The organism is Cupriavidus consociatus, from assembly GCF_017814975.1.
GTDB lineage: Bacteria > Pseudomonadota > Gammaproteobacteria > Burkholderiales > Burkholderiaceae > Cupriavidus > Cupriavidus consociatus.
Genome location: NZ_JAGIQA010000026.1, coordinates 17,639 through 37,341 on the forward strand (window position 1 = coordinate 17,639; position 19,703 = coordinate 37,341).

General features: G+C 68.9%; 13 protein-coding genes. 10 read left to right on the forward strand and 3 right to left on the reverse strand.

Annotated elements, in window-relative coordinates; genetic code table 11:
* Positions 1-261 precede the first annotated feature (261 nt).
* Positions 262-1,308 carry an acyltransferase family protein gene (locus J8I82_RS28285; protein WP_431831590.1) on the forward strand — a complete coding sequence of 349 codons (1,047 nt, stop codon included), beginning with the start codon at positions 262-264 and terminating at the stop codon, positions 1,306-1,308.
* A 27-nt stretch (positions 1,309-1,335) separates the two neighbouring features.
* Here J8I82_RS28285 and J8I82_RS28290 read toward each other — a convergent pair whose 3' ends face one another.
* Positions 1,336-2,223 (reverse strand): c-type cytochrome, encoded by an 888-nt coding sequence (locus tag J8I82_RS28290; RefSeq protein WP_209762293.1) that lies wholly within the window; start codon positions 2,221-2,223, stop codon positions 1,336-1,338.
* A 117-nt stretch (positions 2,224-2,340) separates the two neighbouring features.
* Entirely contained in the window at positions 2,341-2,757 is a 417-nt protein-coding gene (locus J8I82_RS28295; RefSeq protein ID WP_209762296.1) for a nuclear transport factor 2 family protein, read from the reverse strand.
* A 378-nt stretch (positions 2,758-3,135) separates the two neighbouring features.
* On the opposite strand from J8I82_RS28295, the gene J8I82_RS28300 reads away from it, so the two are divergent.
* The 9 genes from J8I82_RS28300 (at position 3,136) to J8I82_RS28340 (ending at position 18,564) form a co-directional block, all read left to right on the forward strand.
* Positions 3,136-6,525: a diguanylate cyclase gene (locus tag J8I82_RS28300; protein ID WP_209762299.1), complete on the forward strand. Its 3,390-nt coding sequence runs from the start codon at positions 3,136-3,138 to the stop codon at positions 6,523-6,525.
* 35 nt (positions 6,526-6,560) lie between these two features.
* The gene (gene hutC / locus J8I82_RS28305) at positions 6,561-7,277 is read left to right on the forward strand and encodes a histidine utilization transcriptional repressor HutC (protein ID WP_209762302.1); all 717 of its coding nucleotides are present in this window, start codon (positions 6,561-6,563) and stop codon (positions 7,275-7,277) included.
* A 720-nt stretch (positions 7,278-7,997) separates the two neighbouring features.
* On the forward strand, positions 7,998-9,668 hold the full coding sequence (hutU, locus tag J8I82_RS28310) for a urocanate hydratase (protein ID WP_209762304.1): 1,671 nt from the start codon (positions 7,998-8,000) through the stop codon (positions 9,666-9,668).
* A gap of 89 nt (positions 9,669-9,757) precedes the next feature.
* Entirely contained in the window at positions 9,758-11,077 is a 1,320-nt protein-coding gene (locus J8I82_RS28315) for an MFS transporter (RefSeq protein WP_209762306.1), read from the forward strand.
* A complete protein-coding gene (gene hutG, locus J8I82_RS28320) occupies positions 11,074-12,033 on the forward strand; it encodes a formimidoylglutamase (RefSeq protein ID WP_209762309.1) in 960 nt (319 codons plus the stop codon). Before J8I82_RS28315 ends, hutG begins: the two co-directional genes overlap by 4 nt.
* 698 nt (positions 12,034-12,731) lie before the next feature.
* A complete protein-coding gene (locus tag J8I82_RS28325) occupies positions 12,732-14,045 on the forward strand; it encodes a dicarboxylate/amino acid:cation symporter (protein ID WP_209762312.1) in 1,314 nt (437 codons plus the stop codon).
* 191 nt (positions 14,046-14,236) lie between these two features.
* Positions 14,237-16,177 (forward strand): sensor histidine kinase, encoded by a 1,941-nt coding sequence (locus tag J8I82_RS28330; RefSeq protein WP_209762315.1) that lies wholly within the window; start codon positions 14,237-14,239, stop codon positions 16,175-16,177.
* A complete protein-coding gene (locus J8I82_RS28335; protein WP_209762318.1) occupies positions 16,167-17,495 on the forward strand; it encodes a sigma-54-dependent transcriptional regulator in 1,329 nt (442 codons plus the stop codon). Before J8I82_RS28330 ends, J8I82_RS28335 begins: the two co-directional genes overlap by 11 nt.
* A 472-nt stretch (positions 17,496-17,967) precedes the next feature.
* A complete protein-coding gene (locus tag J8I82_RS28340) occupies positions 17,968-18,564 on the forward strand; it encodes a helix-turn-helix domain-containing protein (RefSeq protein ID WP_209762321.1) in 597 nt (198 codons plus the stop codon).
* Between the two features lie 31 nt (positions 18,565-18,595).
* Here J8I82_RS28340 and ocd read toward each other — a convergent pair whose 3' ends face one another.
* Positions 18,596-19,681 carry an ornithine cyclodeaminase gene (gene ocd, locus J8I82_RS28345; protein ID WP_209762324.1) on the reverse strand — a complete coding sequence of 362 codons (1,086 nt, stop codon included), beginning with the start codon at positions 19,679-19,681 and terminating at the stop codon, positions 18,596-18,598.
* Positions 19,682-19,703: the final 22 nt, after the last annotated feature.

Here is a 19,703-nt window from a genome sequence, read left to right on the forward strand (position 1 = left end):
CCGGAGGGCGTGCGCCGGACGCGACGCAAACGCGCGTCTAGACGGCTTTTGCACGAACTTTGTGCATCCCGCCGCTGTCCCTCATGGATTCATCGCTTGCGGATTCCTGCCGCTGAAACAGTGCCGTCGACTATTCCAGAACGCCACCATCCGGTGACGGGTACGTCAGCACCGCCACGCGCCGTGCAACCCGCGGCGCGTCCGCGCGCCGCCGAAACTCCCGCCTCCCGCACCGCCCCTGCCGTTGCCCGGCTCGACAGCATCCAGGCGCTGCGCGGCCTGGCCGCTGCCTTCGTGGTCGTCTATCACTCGGGCCTCGCGCTGGGCGGGGCCGACGCCCCCGTGCTCGGCTGGCTGACCACCAACGTGATCAAGCGCGGCCATGTCGGCGTCGATGTGTTCTTCGTCATCAGCGGCTTCATCATTGCCTGGGTCGCGGTGCTGGCGCGGCCGCGCCCGGAGCGTCCGTTCAGCTTCCTGGTCCGCCGCGCGTTCCGGCTGGCGCCGCCGTACTGGGCCATGTCGGTGCTCCACGCGCTGCTGCTCAACCCGGTGACGCCCGCGCTGTTCGCCGCGTCGCTGGCATTCCTGCCCACCACGACCGCGCATGCGCCCTACTACGGCTATCCGGCGCTGTACGTAGGCTGGTCGCTCAACTACGAGATCGCGTTCTACGCAGCGTTCGCGCTCGGGCTGCTGCTGGCCGGGCGGCGCGCGCTGTGGGTGGTGCTGGCACTGTTCGCGCTGGCGACGCTGGTGCTGCCGTGGTGCCGCTTCGGCACGCTGGTCGCCGATCCCGCGCAGGGCTATCCGTTCGCATCGCCATGGCTGGCGATGGCGAGCAACCCGCTGGTGCTGGAATTCCTGCTCGGATGCCTGCTGGCCTGGGCCTATGCGCGCTGGCGCCACCTGCTGACGCCGTCGATCGCGCTGGCGATGCTGGCCACCGGCTGCGCCGTGTTCGCGCTGTCGCTGCCGCTGGTCGGCCCCGACTTCAGCCTGGCCGGCCGCGGCGTGCCGGCGGCACTGCTGCTGGCGGGCGTGGTCGCGGCCGAGCATGCCGGCATGCTGCGCGTGCCGCGCGCGCTGGTGTGGCTGGGCGAGCTGTCGTACGCGCTCTACCTGGTGCATCCCACGGTGATCGAGGGCGTCAAGCGGCTGATGCCGGAACTGACGCCCGACCAGACCGGCCTGCAGCTGCTGCGCTTTACCATCGACGCCGGGCTGGCGCTGGGCCTGGCGCTGCTGCTGCACCGCTGGGTGGAGCTGCCGGGCATCGCCGCGGGGCGCCGGCTGGCAAGGCAATGAAGCGCGGAGTGCAGTGACAGCGCACCGTCAGCGCCGGGGCATATCGGCGAGGAACAGGTAAAGCGCGGTCAGTTCGGTATCGTTCATGCGCCCGAACGAGTCGAACGGCATCACGCGGCTGATCCGCGAGCCATCGGGCCGCTTGCCGCTGCGCATCATCTCGATAAAGGCGCCGGCCTGGCCATAGCGCGACATCGGGCCGCCCGAGACCGGGCGCAGGTCGGCCGCCGGCGGCCAGTCGGGCGGCGCGCCGGGGATCTTGCCGCCGCTGAAGTCATGGCCATGGCAGCCCAGGCAGGCATTGGCGACATAGCCGCCGTATTGCGCGGTGGCAGCCGGCACCTGCGCCGGCTGCACCGGCAGGCTGTGGTCGATCTTGGACGCCGCGTCCCGCACCACACCTACGCCGTACAGCGCCCGCACCATCCATGGCAGGTTGACTTCGGCGGGCGCGCCCATGCCCGGCGGCAGGCTGCGCAGGTAGGCCACCAGCGCGCTCAGGTCTTCGTCGCTGAGGCGGTTGTAGTCCTCGCTCGGCATGATCAGCAGCGGCCGGCCCGACGGCGCCACGCCATGGCGCACGCTGCGCACCCAGTCCTCGGCGCGGTACGCGGCGATGGCGGGATTGGCGCGGGTCAGGTCGGGCGCGCGCACGCGCAGGCCGTTGGGATCGTCGAACACCTGCTTGCCGCCGGCGCCGGCGCCGTGGCACTCCATGCAGCCGCGCGATTCATACAGATACTTGCCCTGGGCGATGGCGGCAGCGTCGTCGCGCAAGGTCAGCGGCGTGACCTGCACCGCCACGGTCCGCGAGGCCTTGCGCTCGCCAACCCAGACCGCGGCATAGGCCGCCACCGCGACGGCGGCGGCCACACCGGCCAGCCCCCACGCCGCCACTCGCAGAACACGCGCCATCGTCGCTCCCCTGTCCGCCGCACTGGATGCAACAGCTTGCAGCCAGCGGGCGGGGGGCTGTCGGTGGGGCAGGCCACACAGGCGGGGCGCGCGGGCGCCCCGGACGCCCCGGGGCGCTCAGGCCAGCCCGGCGGGGGCCCGGTCGATAAAGCCCGTCATGCGCGCCAGCCGGCCGTCGGCCGCAACGGTGGCAAAATCGGTGCCGACCACCAGCGCGGGCTCGCCCGCGGGCCCCAGCTCCCAGCTGAAGCGCAGGTGCCCGCCATGCGCGTCGACGGGGCTGACGCGGGTGAAGCGGAAACCGGGAAACTTGCCTTGCACCGCCGCGATCATGGCGTCGATGCCGGCATGGCCGTCGCCGCGCATCAGCGGATCGACATAGCTGGCCGATTCGGTCCACGCCAGCGCGATCAGTTCACGGCGGCGCGCGGGATCGGTTTCGTTCCAGGCGGCGAGGTAGCGGTCGGCGAGCGTGGCGGGATCGGCGGGCATGGTGGAAGCGACGGACTGGGAAGACTGGACGGCAGCTGACATGGTGTTCTCCTGTGCTGGTTGGGGTTCTGGTTGGGGTTCTGGTTGGGGTTCCGGTCGGCCCGGCTGGCAAGCCATGGCTGCATGATGGATGCCGCGGCGGAGCGCCGCGATTACCCGCGAGGTCATCGCCGGCCTTCCGCCCACTGCCGTCCCGCCCCGACGCCTACCAAAAAACCGGCGCGAACACCAGTGGCAACAACGCCCACGGCAGCCCGCTGTCCGGCTTTTGGTCAGGCGCCCATCCCCGTTACAGTTGCCGCTACGCTGGGCGGCAGTCCGTCCGCGCGCCTTGCCGGGCCGATACTGCCCCGGCAAGGCGCGCCAGACCTGCCGCCCGGCCCCGACCGATTCGTACCGCCCTTCGCACCGCAACCGTCCATGACGCCCGATACGGCCCCGCCGAGCCACCAGGCCGCCACTGTCCATTCCGCCACGCCGCGCCGCTGGCAGCCGCTGCTGCTGGCCGGAGCCGGCTATTTCGCCCTGGCGGCGGCGGGCCTGTGGCTGGCGCGGCTGCCGGGCAACGTGGCCGCGGTCTGGCTGCCCAACGCCTTCGCGCTGGGGCTGCTGCTGCATCGTCCCCGCCGCGAGACGCCGTGGCTGCTGGCCGGCATGCTGGGCGCGAACCTGCTGGCCAACCATGCCGCCGGCGACAGCACCGCCAGCGCGCTGATGCTGGCCGGCGCCAACCTGGCCGAGATCCTGTGCGCCACCGGCCTGCTGCGGCTGCTCGACCGGCACGCCGTGCTGGTCCGCCACGGGCCGCTGGCATCGTTCGCGGTGATGCTGGCAGTCGCCGGCATCGTCGCGCCGGCGCTGGGCGCCAGCGCCGGCGCCGCGGCCATCGCCAGCCTGCACGGCACTGCCTTTGCCTCGGTGTGGTGGACCTGGTGGCAGGCCAGCGCGCTGGGCATGGCGCTGCTGCTGCCGATGATGCTGTCGATGACGCCCGGGCGCGTGCGCGCCGCCTTCACACGGCCACTGCTGGTGCCGCAGGCTGGCCTGCTGACGCTGTGCCTGGCCATCGGCGCGCTCGCGCAATGGCAGGGCCACGACCCGTTTGCCGCGATGTCGCTGCCGCTGGTGCTGGTGGCGCTGGCCGGCAACCCGTTCGCCACCGCGCTGCTGACGCTGGTGGCGACACTGTCGCTGCAGGCGCTGATGCTGGCCGGGCACCGCCATGAAGCGGTGCCGCTGTCGGCCGCGGTGATCATGGTGTTTCCGGTCTGCATCGCCTACCTGACCGAACAGAACCGCCATGGCCGCGCCAGCCTGCGCAGCAGCGAGAAGCGCTTCCGGCAGGCCATGGAGCATTCGGCGATCGGCATGGCGCTGGTCGGCATGGACGGCCGCTGGGAGACCGTCAACCGCGCCATGACCGAGCTGCTGGGCTACAGCGACGAGGAATTGCGCGCCATCACCTTCCAGCAGCTGACTCACCCCGACGACCTGACCGACGACCTGCGCCAGGCGGCGCTGCTGATGGACGGCCAGATCGAGTCCTACCGCATGGAGAAGCGCTACCGGCACAAGGACGGCCAGTACCGCTGGGCGCTGCTGGCGGTCTCGCTGGCGCGCGACGAGCACACCGGCGCGCCGCAGCACTATATCGCCCAGGTCGAGGACGTCCATGCGCGCAAGCTGGCGCAGGAAGAGCTGGAACGGCTGTCGCGCCGCATCCAGCTGGCCGTGGAGGCCGGCGGCGTGGGCATCTGGGAATGGGACTTCGCCAGCGCCGCCATCACCTGGGATGCGCGCATGCATGCGCTGCACGGCACCGATCCCGCGCAGGGCGCGCCGCAGGCCGGGCAGTGGATCGCCATGCTGCACCCGGAAGATGTCGGCCGCGTCAGTGCCGAGATGCGCCAGGCCATCCGCGGCGCGGCACCATTCGACACCGAATACCGCATCCGGCGCCCCGACGGCGCGGTGCGCCACGTGCGCGCCCTGGCCATGGTCACGCGCGGCGCCGACGGCATGGCGCAAGCGCTGGTCGGCACCAGCTGGGACATCACCGAGCAGCGCCGCCTGACCGAGGCGCTGTTCGAAGAGAAAGAGCGCCTGCATATCACGCTGCGCTCGATCGGCGACGCGGTGATCTGCACCGACGCCAATATGCACGTCACCTTCATGAACCCGATCGCCGAGCAGCTGACCGGCTGGACCATGGGCAGCGCCAGCGGACTGCCGCTGGAGCAGGTCTTCCGCATCGTCGACGAAGCCAGCGGCGATCCGATCCCCAGCCCGGTCGAGTCCTGCCTGCGCACGCTGACGCCTGCCTACCTGCAGGACGGCGCGGTGCTGCAGAGCCTGACCGGCGAGCGCCACGACGTCCAGGACTCCGCCGCACCGGTCCTGACCGCCGCGGGCGAGGTGCTGGGCGCGGTGCTGGTGTTCCAGGACATCACCACCGCGCGCGCGCTGCAGCGCGAGCTGGCGCGCTCGGCCATGCACGACGCGCTCACCGGCCTGCCCAACCGCACCTGGTTCGAAAAGCGCCTGCGCGAGGCCTGCGACGCCGCGCGGCTGCATGGGCATCGCGCCGCGCTGTGCTTCATCGACCTGGACCGCTTCAAGATCGTCAACGACACCGCCGGCCACGGCGCCGGCGACGTGCTGCTGCGCGAACTGGGCTACCTGATCCGCAACCATGTGCGCCCCGACGACCTGCTGGCGCGGCTGGGCGGCGACGAGTTCGCGCTGCTGCTCAAGGACTGCACCGTGGACCAGGCCGAGCACGTCTGCCAGGGCGTGATCGACGCCATCCGCGGCCGCCGCTTCCCGTGGGAAGGCCGGGTCTATGACATGGGCGCCAGCATCGGCATCGCCGCGATCGACCTCGACGTGCCGCCCGTCAGCGAACTGATGAGCCGCGCCGACGTCGCCTGCTACGCAGCCAAGGCCGCCGGCCGCAGCCGGGTCTCGGTCTACCGGCGCGACGAGAGCGACGCGCGCCGCCACCATCGCGAACTGGAAGTCGCCGCGGGCATCCACTCCGCGCTGGAAGCCAACCGCTTCCGCCTGTTCGCGCAGGAAATCCGCGCGCTGCAGCCTGCCGGCACGGGCCGTGGCGAATACCGCCACATCGAGATCCTGGTGCGCATGGTCGACGAGAGCGGCGAAATGATCCTGCCCGGCGCCTTCATTCCGGCCGCCGAGCGCTACGACCTGATGGGCCATGTCGACCGCTGGGTCATCCACAACGTGCTGCACGGCTATGGCGAGCGGCTGCGTGCGGTGCCGGGGTTGTCGGTGTCGATCAACCTGTCGGCCAATTCGCTGGGCGAGCCGTTCCTGCTGCCCTTCCTGCATGCCGAGCTCGATGCCAGCGCGCTGCCCGCCAGCCGCATCCGGCTGGAGATCACCGAGACGGCGCTGATCAACAACATGGCGGCGGCCAACCGGCTGGTGTCGGAAATGCGGCGCGCGGGCTGCACCGTGTCGCTCGACGACTTCGGCTCGGGGCTGTCGTCGTTTGCCTACCTGAAGCAGTTCCCGGTCGATTTCCTGAAGATCGACGGCAGCTTTATCCGCCAGCTGGCGGACAACGCCGTCGACCGCGAGATTGTCAGCTCCATCAACGATATCGGCCACCGGCTTGGCGTGAAGACCGTGGCGGAGTGGGTGGAGGACGAACGCACGCTCGACGCGCTGCGCGCGATCGGCGTCGACTATGCGCAGGGCTATGCGATCGGGCGGCCGACGCCTCTCGATGCATTCCTGCAGGCGTGCGGGCCGTGCGGCGTCGAACAACACCAGGGGGCGTGATACATTCGGCGGCTGTCGCCACCCGGGGGAAACCGTTGCCGCTCGCATCCACGCCGGCGCCGCTCTATGCGCGCGTCAAGCAACACATCAGCAGCAGGATTGCTGACGGCACCTGGCCGCCCCACCATCGGGTGCCCTCCGAGGCTGAACTGGTCGAAGCGCTGGGCGTCAGCCGCATGACCGTGCATCGGGCGCTGCGGGAGTTGACAGCGGAAGGGATGCTGGTGCGGCTGCAGGGGGTGGGGACGTTTGTGGCCGAGCCCAAGCTGCGGACGGCGCTTTATGCGGTCAACAATATTGCGGATGATATTGCTGCGCGGGGGCATCGGCATCATGCACGGGTCATCAGCATCCAGGAAGAACGCGCCGGTGCGGCGCAGGCGGTGGCGCTGGATGTGCCGCTGGAACAGCGGGTGTTTCACTCCGTGATTGTTCATTACGAAGATGACGTGGCGATTCAACTGGAGGATCGTTATGTCAATGCATTGGTTGCGCCGGATTATCTTGAGCAGGACTTCACGCTGGAAACGCCTTACCAGTACCTGACCCGGGTCGCGCCGCTGACCGAAGGCGAGCACGTCGTGGAAGCCGTGCTCGCGCATCCGGACGAGTGTGCGTTGCTGAATATCGACCAAAGTGAGCCGTGCCTGCTGATCCGCAGGCGGACGTGGTCTGCCGGGCGGGTTGTGACGTCGGTCAGGCTGGTGCATCCGGGGTCGTTGCATCGGCTTGAGGGGCGGTTTACGTCCTGATTTCACCGGCCTGGGCTTGGCATCCGGTGGGTATTTGAAATGCCCGGTTCCGCCCTGAAGGGCGGGTAACTTTGAGCGACAAAAAGTCACCAAAAAGCGCGTTTACTGCCCTGCGGGCGGCCACTCTTATCGTAGTGGGCCGGGGTTTTTGTACGGGGCTTTGCTTCGTTGCATGGCAGGACTGCCTGCCGCCGTGGTGCGCCACGGTGGCAGGGATTGGCGCGGTGGTTGAACGAGCCCAGAGCTGTGGGTGGCCCTGCTACCAGCGGCAACGTAGGAACACCTACGGCTGCGCTGCGCGCGGGCAGTATCTCAGGTCATGAACTCGGGCACAGAACGCGTCGCTGCTCGCTTGCCGCTATCGCCGGTGAATCCGCAAGCCTTTCCCTTGCCCGCTTGTTTGCTCCCCTCTCCCGCCTGCGGGAGAGGGGCCGGGGGTGAGGGCCAGAGCCCCCACGAAGTAAAGAAGGCCAAATCGCCCTCCAGCCACCCATCCTTTTTGTCGCGCGGACAAAAGTGCCTTAGCAGCCACGCCGACCATATATGCGAGTTTAGGCTCCCGGCAAGCGACCGCAACTCCACAGCCACAAAAACGATGTCAAAACTACGGGATAACCCCGATACATCCTTACCTGTATATACAAGAATATACATGCCTATGCGTCGCCCAAAAAAGCGACACCCCAAGGCAAAGCAAAGAGACACCGAAGGAGCCCGTCCATGACCACCACCCGTTTCCGCGACACCGAAATTCGCGCCGCCCGCGGCACCAAGCTCACCGCCAAGAGCTGGCTGACCGAAGCCCCGCTGCGCATGCTGATGAACAACCTCGACCCCGAGGTTGCGGAGAACCCGAAGGAACTGGTGGTCTATGGCGGCATCGGCCGTGCCGCCCGCAACTGGGAATGCTATGACCGCATCGTCGAGGCGCTGACCCGGCTCGAAGACGACCAGACCCTGCTGGTGCAGTCCGGCAAGCCCGTCGGCGTGTTCCAGACCCACCGCGACGCCCCGCGCGTGCTGATCGCCAACTCCAACCTGGTTCCCCACTGGGCCAACTGGGAACACTTCAACGAACTCGACGCCAAGGGCCTGGCCATGTACGGCCAGATGACCGCCGGCAGCTGGATCTACATCGGCAGCCAGGGCATCGTGCAGGGCACGTATGAAACCTTCGTCGAAGCCGGCCGCCAGCACTACAACGGCGACCTGAAGGGCCGCTGGGTGCTGACCGCGGGCCTGGGCGGCATGGGCGGCGCGCAGCCGCTGGCCGCGACGCTGGCCGGCGCGTGCTCGCTCAACATCGAATGCCAGCAGAGCCGCATCGATTTCCGCCTGAAGACCCGCTATGTCGACGAGCAGGCCACCGACCTGGACGATGCGCTGGCCCGCATCGACCGCTACACCTCGCAAGGCAAGGCCATCTCGATCGCGCTGTGCGCCAACGCCGCCGAAGTGCTGCCCGAACTGGTGCGCCGCGGCGTGCGGCCCGACATGGTCACCGACCAGACCAGCGCGCACGACCCGCTCAACGGCTACCTGCCTGCCGGCTGGACCTGGGACGAGTACCGCGAGCGCGCGCAGCGCGAGCCGGCCGTGGTGGTGAAGGCTGCCAAGGCGTCGATGGCCGCGCACGTGCAAGCCATGCTGGCGTTCCAGAAGCTGGGCGTGCCGACCTTCGACTACGGCAACAACATCCGCCAGATGGCCAAGGAAGAAGGCGTGGCCAACGCTTTCGACTTCCCCGGTTTCGTGCCCGCCTATATCCGCCCGCTGTTCTGCCGCGGCATCGGACCGTTCCGCTGGGCCGCGCTGTCGGGCGATCCGCAGGACATCTACAAGACCGACGCCAAGGTCAAGGAACTGATCCCCGATGACGAGCACCTGCACCGCTGGCTCGACATGGCGCGCGAGCGCATCAGCTTCCAGGGCCTGCCGGCGCGGATCTGCTGGGTGGGCCTGGGCCTGCGCGCCAAGCTGGGCCTGGCGTTCAACGAGATGGTCCGCAGCGGCGAGCTGTCGGCGCCGGTCGTGATCGGCCGCGACCACCTGGACTCGGGTTCGGTCGCCAGCCCCAACCGCGAGACCGAAGCGATGCAGGACGGCTCGGACGCCGTGTCCGACTGGCCGCTGCTGAACGCGCTGCTGAACACCGCCAGCGGCGCGACCTGGGTCTCGCTGCACCACGGCGGCGGCGTGGGCATGGGCTTCTCGCAGCATTCCGGCGTGGTGATCGTGTGCGACGGCACCGATGAAGCCGCCGCGCGTATCGCCCGCGTGCTGCACAACGACCCCGCCACCGGCGTGATGCGCCATGCCGACGCCGGCTACCAGATCGCCGTCGACTGCGCCCGCGAGCAGGGCCTGGACCTGCCGATGCTGCGCGACTGACCGGCGCTCAAGAACCCAGCGTTTGCGCCCCTCTCCCACCGGCGTGGAAGAGGGGCGCAAACCAACGCATTCCTACAGGAGACAACCGCATGCCATCCGATACCACTGCGCCCGCCTACGATGGTGTCGTTGGCGCCCAGGCCGGCGCCCACACCCCAGCCCTGTCGCGCACGCGCGCCATTGCCGCCATCACCATCGGCAATGGCCTCGAGTTCTACGATTTCGTGGTCTACAGCTTCTTTGCCACGCTGATCGGCCGGCTCTACTTCCCAGTCGACAACCCCACCGGCCAGCTGCTGATGTCGTTCGCCACCTTCGGCGTCGGCTTCCTGATGCGTCCGCTCGGCGGCCTGCTGATCGGCATGTACGCCGACCGCGCCGGCCGCAAGCCGGCGGTGGCGCTGACGCTGTGGCTGATGGGCCTGAGCTCGCTGATCTTCGTGGTCACGCCGCCATACGCGCAGATCGGCATCCTCGCCCCGATCATGGTGGTGGTGGCCCGACTGGTGCAAGGCTTCGCCATCGGCGGCGAGATGGGCGCCTCCACCGCGCTGCTGCTGGAATACGCCGACGACCGCACGCGCGGCTTCTATACCGCCTGGCAGCCGTTCAGCCAGGGCCTGGCGGCACTGCTGGGCGCGATCACCGGCCTGGTGCTGAGCAACGTGCTGGCGCCGGCCGACCTGGAAGCATGGGGCTGGCGCCTGGCCTTCCTGATCGGCATCCTGGTGATTCCCGTCGGCCTGCTGATCCGCCGCCGGCTGGAAGAGACCGCCGCGCCCGTGCGCCACGGCGAGCACGCCGCGCAGTGGCCGCTGCTGCGTGCGCACGCACGCGAGGTGCTTGCCAGCATCCTGCTGATGATCGGCCTGGCCTCGTCCACCTACATCGTCGTCTACTACATCAGCAACTACGCCGTGAGCGTGCTGAAGATGCCGCTGTCGCTGAGCATCTGGGCCGCGTGCATTGCCGCGCTGGTGCAGGTGGCGCTGTCGCCGTTCGCCGGCTGGCTTGCCGACCGCATCGGCCGCAAGACCGTGGTGCTGTGGTCGCGCGTGGCGCTGCTGGTGATGATCTACCCGGCGTTCGTGCTGATCAATGCCGAGCCGTCGCTGGCGCGCCTGCTGCTGGTGGTGGGCTGCCTGTCGGTGCCGATGTCGATGACCGCGCCGGCGTCGATGGTGCTGGTCAGCGAGGTGCTGCCGCAGCGCCTGCGCGCCACCGGCCTGTCCATCGCCTATTGCGTGGCGATCGCGATCTTCGGCGGCTTTGCGCAGTATTTCTCGACCCGGCTGATCCAGATCACCGGCGACGCCAACGCGCCGGCGCTGTACGTGATCGGCTGCGGCCTGGTCTCGCTGATCGGCCTGGCGATGGTGCCGGAAACCCTGGGACGCCGGCTGAAATGAGCGACCTGGCTGAACTCACGCAGGCCGGCGACACGGTCTGGCGCGGCCGGCGCGATGCCGGCGAGGCCGGCGATACCCGCCGCCTGTTCGACATCGTCGGCGGCGCGGCTACGCCGCGCACACCCGGCGTGCCGGTGCTGCTGGGTTTCTGCTGCGATGCCGGCGTGCTGCGCAACCAGGGCCGCCCCGGCGCCGCCGGCGGCCCGCGCGAGATCCGCCGCGCGCTGGCGGGCGTGCCGGCGCACGGCATCGGCCGCCTGATCGACGGCGGCGACATCCATTGCGAAGGCGATGCGCTGGAAGACGCGCAGCAGCGGCTTGGCCAGGCCGTCGCCGCCGAGCTGGCCGTGGGCGCCTGGCCGCTGGTGCTTGGCGGCGGCCACGAGGTCGCCTGGGGCACGTGGCAGGGCCTGCGCACGCACCTGGACGCCCACGGCGACCGCGGCCGCGTGCTGGTGGTCAACCTGGACGCGCACTTCGACCTGCGCGGCAGCCGGCCCGCCAGTTCGGGCACGCCGTTCGACCAGATCGCCATCGACTGCCAGCGGCGCGGCCTGCGCTTCGACTACGCCTGCCTGGGCGTTAGCCGGCTCGGCAACACCGCCGCGCTGTTCGCCCGTGCCAGCACGCTGGGAGTGCGCTATGTGGAGGATGCGGACCTGCAGGAGCGCCACCTCGACGCGCGGCTGGCCGCGCTGGATGAATGGGTGTCGGAGGCCGACCATGTCTACCTGACGATCGATCTCGACGTGCTGCCCGCCGCGGTGATGCCAGGCGTCTCGGCACCGGCGGCCTACGGCGTGCCTCTGCCGGTGGTGGAGGCCATCGCCACGCGGCTGCGCGACAGCGGCAAGCTGCGCGTGGCGGACATCGCGGAATTCAATCCGCTGTATGACCGGGACGGGTGCGGGGCGCGGGTGGCAGCGCGGTTGTGTTACCGGCTGCTGGGCGGGTAACGGCAGCACCAAACGCACGAACTGGCCAAAGCAAGGTGCACCCAAGCCGCCCGAACTAGCCTAAGCAAGGTGTTCTCCCTCTCCCCTCAGGGGAGAGGGTTGGGGTGAGGGGTGGTCTGGCCAGGCACCACATCAAGCAAGGCCTTCGGCTCTAACCCACGGGCGTCAGCCGTGGACACTCCTGTCCTCTCCTCCGGCCCCTCTCCCGCAGGCGGGAGAGGGGAGCAAACCGGCGGCAATTCACCCCTTCAGCATCTCCAGACCCTCAAAACCCTCGGGTTTACGCCTACACCACCGTTCGGATTCCCGAACGCCCCTCCCCGCCGCCCATCCGGATACCCGAATAGTGCGCCGGAATCACTTCAATTTCTCCTTTTAATTCAACGGGTTGCATTGCCAGAGCGCGCCCCGTCGGCTGGCACGCCGCGTGCAATATAGGCCGCCGCTAACAGCGCCCAGACAGGTCGGCCGGCACGTTTCCCAACGCACCGGCCCCGCCAAAAAACAAAGGAGGAAACACATGACTGACCCCGCCTTGCCCATCCCCCCTCTCGCCGCCCGGGCGACCCGCTGGCACCTGTTGCCGCGCTGAAAAAAATCCGCATGGCCCGCGCGGCGCCCTCCAAAGCCGCTCGCCATTCCGACATACCGACGTCCGCCCCTGTCCGCGGGGACCGGACGCACAGGCCTGATCCACGATGAAACTGAATCGACTGCCCACCCTGATCTTCATTGCGATGCTGCTAGGCGTGCTGGTCGGCACCGCCGCGCACAACATGTCGCCGGACGCCGCCACCGCCAAATCGATTGCGGACCACCTGTCCATCCTGACTGATGTGTTCCTGCGGATGATCAAGATGATCATCGGCCCGCTGGTGTTCGCCACGCTGGTGGCCGGCATCGCCAGCATGGGCGACGGCCGCGCCGTCGGCCGCATCGGCATGAAGGCGATGATGTGGTTCATCGGCGCCTCGATCACCTCGCTGCTGCTCGGCCTGGTGATGGCCAACGCGCTGCAGCCCGGCCACGGCATGAACCTGCCGCTGCCGGCTGCGGACGCCGCCTCGAACCTGAAGACCGGCGCGCTGAACCTGCGCGACTTCATCGCCCACATGTTCCCCAAGAGCTTCGTCGAGGCGATGGCGCACAACGAGATCCTGCAGATCGTGGTGTTCTCGCTGTTCTTCGGCTTCGCGCTGGGCACGGTCAAGGACGGCGTCGGCAAGCCGGTGCTGGAAGGCATCGAGGGCCTGGGCCACGTGATGCTGAAGGTCACCAACTACGTGATGGCGTTTGCGCCGGTGGGCGTGTTCGGTGCGATCGCGGCCGTGATCACCGCGCAGGGCCTGGGCGTGCTGGTGGTGTACGCCAAGCTGATCGGCAGCCTGTACCTGGCGCTGGCGCTGCTGTGGGTGGCGCTGATCGCAGGCGGCTACTTCTTCCTGGGCCGCGACGTGTTCCGCCTGCTCAAGGGCATGCGCGCGCCGCTGATGATCGGTTTCGCCACCGCCAGCAGCGAGTCGGCCTACCCGAAGGTGATCGACCAGCTGACCCGTTTCGGCGTCAAGGAGCGCATCACCAACTTCGTGCTGCCGCTGGGCTATTCGTTCAACCTGGACGGCTCGATCATGTACACCTCGTTCGCCGCGCTGTTCGTGGCCCAGGTGTATGGCATCGAGCTGTCGCTGAGCCAGCAGATCACCATGCTGCTGGTCCTGCTTGTCACCAGCAAGGGCATCGCCGGCGTGCCGCGTGCCTCGCTGGTGGTGGTCGCCGCCGTGCTGCCGATGTTCGGCCTGCCGGAGGCCGGCATCCTGCTGGTGCTGGGCATCGACCACGTACTCGACATGGGTCGCACCGTGACCAATGTGCTCGGCAATGCCATTGCCACCGCCGTCGTCGCCAAAAGCGAAGGCGCCATCGGCGCGCCGGTACTGTCCGACGAGGATGAACCCGTCGTCGCGGATACCACCACCAGCCTGGCATCGGTCCAGGCCATGGCCGGCAAGTAACACCGCCTGCCAGGCGTGCCAGGGCCCGGTTGCCGACAAGGCAACCGGGCCTTTTTGCATCCATGACGCGGGCGCGGTAGCGCCGGTGTGGTAAAAGTAGGCACCCGCGCCGCCCTGGTCCCCGGAAAGACTGCCATGGATCACTGTCCCGCCGGCGCGGCCGCTTCGCCCTTGCCTGACCAGACTTCCTGATGACCGGTCCGCTCCACCCTCCCGGCGATACTCCGCACGCGCCCGCCGCCACGCCTTCCACGCCCTCGCGCCTGCCCCACGGCCTGCGCGGCGCCGCGCCGCTGCTGGCGTTGCTGGCGCTGGCCGTGCTGATCGGGCTGGCCGGCGCGCTCGGCTACCGCTACAGCTACGACAACGCGCTGGCGCGCCAGGCCGAGCGCGGCCAGGTGCAGCTGCGCCTGTACACGCAGGCGCTGGAAAGCGAGCTGGCGCACTACGACTACGTGCCCGGCCTGCTGTCGCTGGACGAGCGCATCTCCGGACTGCTGCTGCGCCCGGACGACCCCGCGCGCGTGGCCCGCGCCAACGAATACCTGACCTCGCTCAATGCCCGCGCCGGCACAAGGGTGGTCTATGTGCTGGACGCCCACGGCAAGGTGCTGGCCACCAGCAACTGGCAGCGCCCCGACAGCTACTTGGGCGAGGACCTCAGCTTCCGTCCCTACTTCCAGTCCGCCATGGAGGGCCAGCTCGGCCGCTTCTATGGCGTCGGCACCACGCGCAGCGAATCGGGCTACTACCTGTCGGCGCCGCTGGGCGAGCGCGACAACCCGGCCGGCGTGGCGGTCGTCAAGATCGGACTGGAGCCGCTCGAAAACCGCTGGCAGGGCGCCGACAGCCAGATGCTGCTGAGCGATGAGAACGGCGTGGTGATCCTCGCCTCCGACCCGTCGTGGAAGCTGGCCGCGCTGCGCCCGCTGTCGGACGAGGCGCGCCAGCGGCTGTCGCGCAGCCTGCAGTACAACCGCGCACCGCTGCCGCAGCTGCCGCTGGTCTCGGTGCGCAAGCTTGCCAATGAAAACGGCGGCAGCAGCGACGAGCTGGTGCGCCTGCGCCGCGGCCCGCCGATGCTGGCTCAGCATGCCGCCCTGCCCGGCACCGAATGGCAGCTGACGCTGCTGACCAACACCTCGCAGGCGCGCGTGGCTGCGCTCAACAGCGCCGCGCTGGCGGGCGTGCTGACTGCCTTCGTGCTGCTGCTGGGCGCTGCCTGGAACGTGCGCCGGCGCATCGTCAACGAGCGCCTGGCCGCGCGCGCCGCGCTGGAAGCGGCCAACAGCGAGCTGGAGCGCAAGGTGGCCGAGCGCACCGCCGATCTGTCCGCCGCCAACCACCGGCTGCAGGCCGAGGTGACCGAGCGCATCCGCGCCGAGACCGTGCTGCGCCAGGCGCAGGACGGCCTGCTGCAGGCCGGCAAGCTGGCCGCGGTGGGCCAGATGTCGACCGGCATCGCGCACGAGCTGAACCAGCCCCTGGCCGCGCTGCGCACGCTCTCCGGCAATACCGGCAAGTTCCTCGAGCGCGGCGACTATGCCACCGTGCGCACCAACCTCGACACCATCATCGGGCTGGTCGAGCGCATGGGCCGCATCACCGGCGCGCTCAAGTCGTTCGCGCGCAAGTCGGGCAACCGCAGCCAGGCCCGGCTGGCTGAGGCGGTCGACAACGCGCTGTTCCTGCTGCAGACGCGCGTGGACGCCGTGCAGCCCGAGCTGCAGCGCGACATCGACCCCGAGCTGGACGTGATCTGCGACCCCAACCGGCTCGAACAGGTGCTCGTCAACCTGCTGGGCAACGCCCTCGATGCGGTCGCCGGCCGGCCGGCGCCGCGCATCGCGCTGCATGCGCACGTGAGCGGCGCCATGGTCCACCTGACCGTGCGCGACAACGGCGGCGGGCTGTCCGAGGAAGCCTTCGCACGGCTGTTCGAGCCGTTTTTCACCACCAAGCCCGCCGGGCAGGGACTGGGCCTGGGCCTGACGCTGTCGGCCGGCATCCTCAATGAAAACGGCGGCAGCCTGTCCGCCGCCAACCACCCCGACGGCGGTGCCTGCTTCACGCTGGTGCTGCCGCTGGCGCCTCACGAGACCAGGCCACAGGATCCCAGGCATGCCGGCTGAACTGACCGTACTGATCGTCGAGGACGATGCCGACGTGCGCCTGGGCTGCGAGCAGGCGCTGCGCCTGGAAGGGCTGGCCACGCGCGGCGTGGGCAGCGCCGAGGCGGCGCTGCGCGAGGTCGGTCCCGGCTATGCCGGCGTGGTGGTCAGCGACATCCGCCTGCCCGGCATGGACGGCATGACGCTGCTGGCGCAGCTGCGCGAACGCGACCCCGCGCTGCCGGTAATCATGATCACCGGCCACGGCGACGTGGGCCTGGCGGTGCAGGCGATGAAGCAAGGCGCCTACGACTTCCTGGAAAAGCCGTTCTCGCCCGAGCAGCTGGTCGACGCCACCCGCCGCGCGCTGGAGCAGCGCCGGCTCGCACTGGAAGTGTCAGAACTGCGCGAACGTCTGGCCGGACGCGAAAAACTCGAAACGCGCCTGATCGGCCATTCGCCCGCGGTCGAGCGCTTGCGCCGGCTGATCGCCGACCTCGCCGGCACCGACGCCAACGTGCTGATCCACGGCGAGACCGGTACCGGCAAGGAACTGGTGGCGCGCTGCCTGCACGAAGCCAGCCAGCGCCATGCGCGCCACTTCGTCGCCATCAATTGCGGCGGCCTGCCTGAACAGCTGTTCGAAAGCGAGATCTTCGGCCATGAAGCGGGCTCGTTCACCGGCGCCGCGCGCCGCCGCATCGGCAAGATCGAGCACGCCGAAGGCGGCACGCTGTTCCTCGACGAGATCGAGAGCATGCCGATGCCGCTGCAGATCAAGCTGCTGCGCGTGCTGCAGGAGCGCGTGGTGGAGCGGCTCGGCTCGAACCAGCCAGTGCCGGTCAACGCGCGCGTGGTGGCGGCGACCAAGGCCGACCTGCGCGCGCTGTCCGATGCCGGCCAGTTCCGCGCCGACCTGTACTACCGCCTGAACGTGATCACGCTGGAACTGCCGCCTCTGCGCGAGCGGCGCGAAGACGTGCCCGCATTGTTCGAGCATTTCGTCGCGCAGGCGGCGCTGCGCTTCGAGCGCGGCGCCGTGCCCGCCAGCGCCGGCGAATTGGCAGCGCTGGTGGCCTACCCCTGGCCAGGCAACGTGCGCGAGCTGCGCAACCTGGCCGAGCGCCACGTCCTCGGGCTGGGCTGCAACCCTGGCCAGGGCACGGCCGCGCCGGAAGCGCTGCCGCTGGCGCAGGCGGTCGACCAGTTCGAGCGCGCACTGATCGCCGATGCCATGCGCAGGCACGACGGCAACCTCAGCCGCGCCAGCGAGGCACTTGGCGTGGCCAAGACCACATTGTTCGACAAGGTGCGCAAGCACGGCCTGCAAGACCGGTAGCGCCGGTCGCGCTTTCCGCCGGAAATACATCACGCCGTGACATATATATGCTCTGAAGCGGCCGCTGAATTCAGCGGCCGCAACAAAGCGACGGAAGCGCGTGGAACCACCCGGGCAGCACGGTGTCTGCAGTTACTTGCTGCGAGTGCCCGTGGCCCCGAAACAGTGTTCAGTGTGCGTTGAAAAACAAAAGTGCGATGAATTTGTAGTTTTTTCTTACTGATTGCCTGACCTTTGCGGCATATTATGGGCTTCCGGCAAATCCGGACCGGGACATGCAAAGCAATCAACTGCGGGCAGTCTGCGGGAAATGACAAAAACGTTAAATCGACTATAAATAATCGTCCGGCCGGCGGGGGAGCGGGTCAGGACACAGGGTCAATCAACCATTGGCAGTAACCATACGCGGTGCAGGTGCCTGGCACCGCGCGCCTTCCCGACGCGAACTGCCTTCAGGACTACGGGTGATTGGATGAAACTGGATCCGGCACTGGCTGAAAAGCCTTACTACAGCACGCGTACAGCGGCAAAACTGCTCAATGTCTCGCTGGGCACTGTCCAGAAGATGGTAGAGCGCGGCGAACTGGGCGCCTGGAAGACCAATGGCGGCCACCGGCGCATCCACAAGGAAACCGTGCATCGCCTGCTGGCGACGCGCATCGGGCCTGAAACCGCGGCGCCCCACGGCCTGGACCTGGTGGTGTTCCACCCCAACCACCAGGAAGCTCAGCGTATCCACGGCCAGTTGGGCAAGTGGGGGCTGCCGCTCAAGAGCGTGGTGGTCGACGATGTGCTCGACACCGTGATCACCTCGGTCAGCGCGCATCCGCGCGTGGTGCTGTACTACGTCGACGAACTGAACGACGCCGAGTCGGCCACCATCGAGAAACTGCAGAATTTCTTTGCCAGCCAGAACGTGATCTTTGCGGTGATCACCAACCGCCAGGCCTATGACGGCGTGGCCGACGCGCTGCAGCACTGGGGCATCATGGTGTTCCTGAAGACGCCGTCGCTGGAAGAGGTCAAGGGCTTCCTGCGCGCCCAGCTGATGATGGGCCGCGCCGGCTGAGTCGGGCGCTCCGGCCCGGAGCGCGTCACGGTCAGGCCAGCGACGCCAGCCTCTGCGGTTCCAGCCCGGCCTCGCGGCCTTCGGCCTGCGCCATCATCCAGCCATAGAGATTGCGCGGATCCGGCGGCATCGCCACCAGCTCCACCGCCCTGCCCGCCCGCCGGGCATGCGCGGCGGCATAGAGCCAGCGCAGCGCGGCGTAGTCTTCCAGCGCAAACCCCACGGAATCGAACACCGTCACTTCGTCGGCCGCGCCACGGCCCGGCGCGGCGCCGGCCAGCACCTGCCACAGCTCGGTCACGGGCGCGTCGGGGGGCAACTGCTGGATCTCGCCTTCGATGCGTGTCTGCGGTTCGTACTCCACCACGATGCGTGCCTGGCGCAGGATGTCGGCATGCAGCTCGGTCTTGCCGGGGCAATCGCCGCCGATCGCGTTCAGGTGCATGCCCGGGCGCACCTGCGCCGGGGTCAGGATGGTGGCGCGGGTCTTGTCGGCGGTCACGGTGGACACAATGTCGGCACCGTCCAGCGCGGCCTCCACTGATTCCGCGGCACGGATCACCAGTCCCGGCACGCTGGCAAGGTTGCGCATCAGCCGTGCCGTGGCGGCGGGGTCGATATCGTAGGCGGCGATCTCGCGCACGCCCAGCATGGCGTGGAAGGCAAGCACCTGGAATTCGGCCTGCGCGCCGTTGCCGATCAGCGCCATGGTGCGCGCGCCCGGCCGCGCCATCGCCTGCGCCGCCAGCGCCGAGGTGGCGGCGGTGCGCAGCGCGGTGGCCAGCGTCAGGTCGGCCAGCATCAGCGGGAAGCCGGTTTCCACTTCGGCCAGCAGGCCGCACGCCATCACGGTCGGCATGCCATGCTGCGCGTTGCGGGGATGGCCGTTGACATACTTGAACGCGTACTGGATACCGTCGCTCACCGGCATCAGCTCGATCACGCCGCGCGCGGAATGGCTGGCCAGGCGGGCGGACTTGTCGAAGGTATCCCAGCGCAGGAAATCCTGGCGGACATGGTCGGCCATCTGCACGATGGCGGGCTGCACGCCGACCGCGGCCACCAGCCGGGCCACGTCGTTGGCGTCGAGGAACAGCGACCGGGCGGTCTCTTTCATCTTTGTCTCCCTGGCTGTCGAT

Coding starts and splice junctions, on each gene's coding strand:
- J8I82_RS28290 (WP_209762293.1), bottom strand. CDS start 2,223: ATGGCGCGTGTTCTGCGAGTGGCGGCGTGGGGGCTGGCCGGTGTGGCC.
- J8I82_RS28295 (WP_209762296.1), bottom strand. CDS start 2,757: ATGTCAGCTGCCGTCCAGTCTTCCCAGTCCGTCGCTTCCACCATGCCC.
- J8I82_RS28300 (WP_209762299.1), top strand. CDS start 3,136: ATGACGCCCGATACGGCCCCGCCGAGCCACCAGGCCGCCACTGTCCAT.
- hutU (WP_209762304.1), top strand. CDS start 7,998: ATGACCACCACCCGTTTCCGCGACACCGAAATTCGCGCCGCCCGCGGC.
- J8I82_RS28315 (WP_209762306.1), top strand. CDS start 9,758: ATGCCATCCGATACCACTGCGCCCGCCTACGATGGTGTCGTTGGCGCC.
- hutG (WP_209762309.1), top strand. CDS start 11,074: ATGAGCGACCTGGCTGAACTCACGCAGGCCGGCGACACGGTCTGGCGC.
- J8I82_RS28325 (WP_209762312.1), top strand. CDS start 12,732: ATGAAACTGAATCGACTGCCCACCCTGATCTTCATTGCGATGCTGCTA.
- J8I82_RS28330 (WP_209762315.1), top strand. CDS start 14,237: ATGACCGGTCCGCTCCACCCTCCCGGCGATACTCCGCACGCGCCCGCC.
- J8I82_RS28335 (WP_209762318.1), top strand. CDS start 16,167: ATGCCGGCTGAACTGACCGTACTGATCGTCGAGGACGATGCCGACGTG.
- J8I82_RS28340 (WP_209762321.1), top strand. CDS start 17,968: ATGAAACTGGATCCGGCACTGGCTGAAAAGCCTTACTACAGCACGCGT.
- ocd (WP_209762324.1), bottom strand. CDS start 19,681: ATGAAAGAGACCGCCCGGTCGCTGTTCCTCGACGCCAACGACGTGGCC.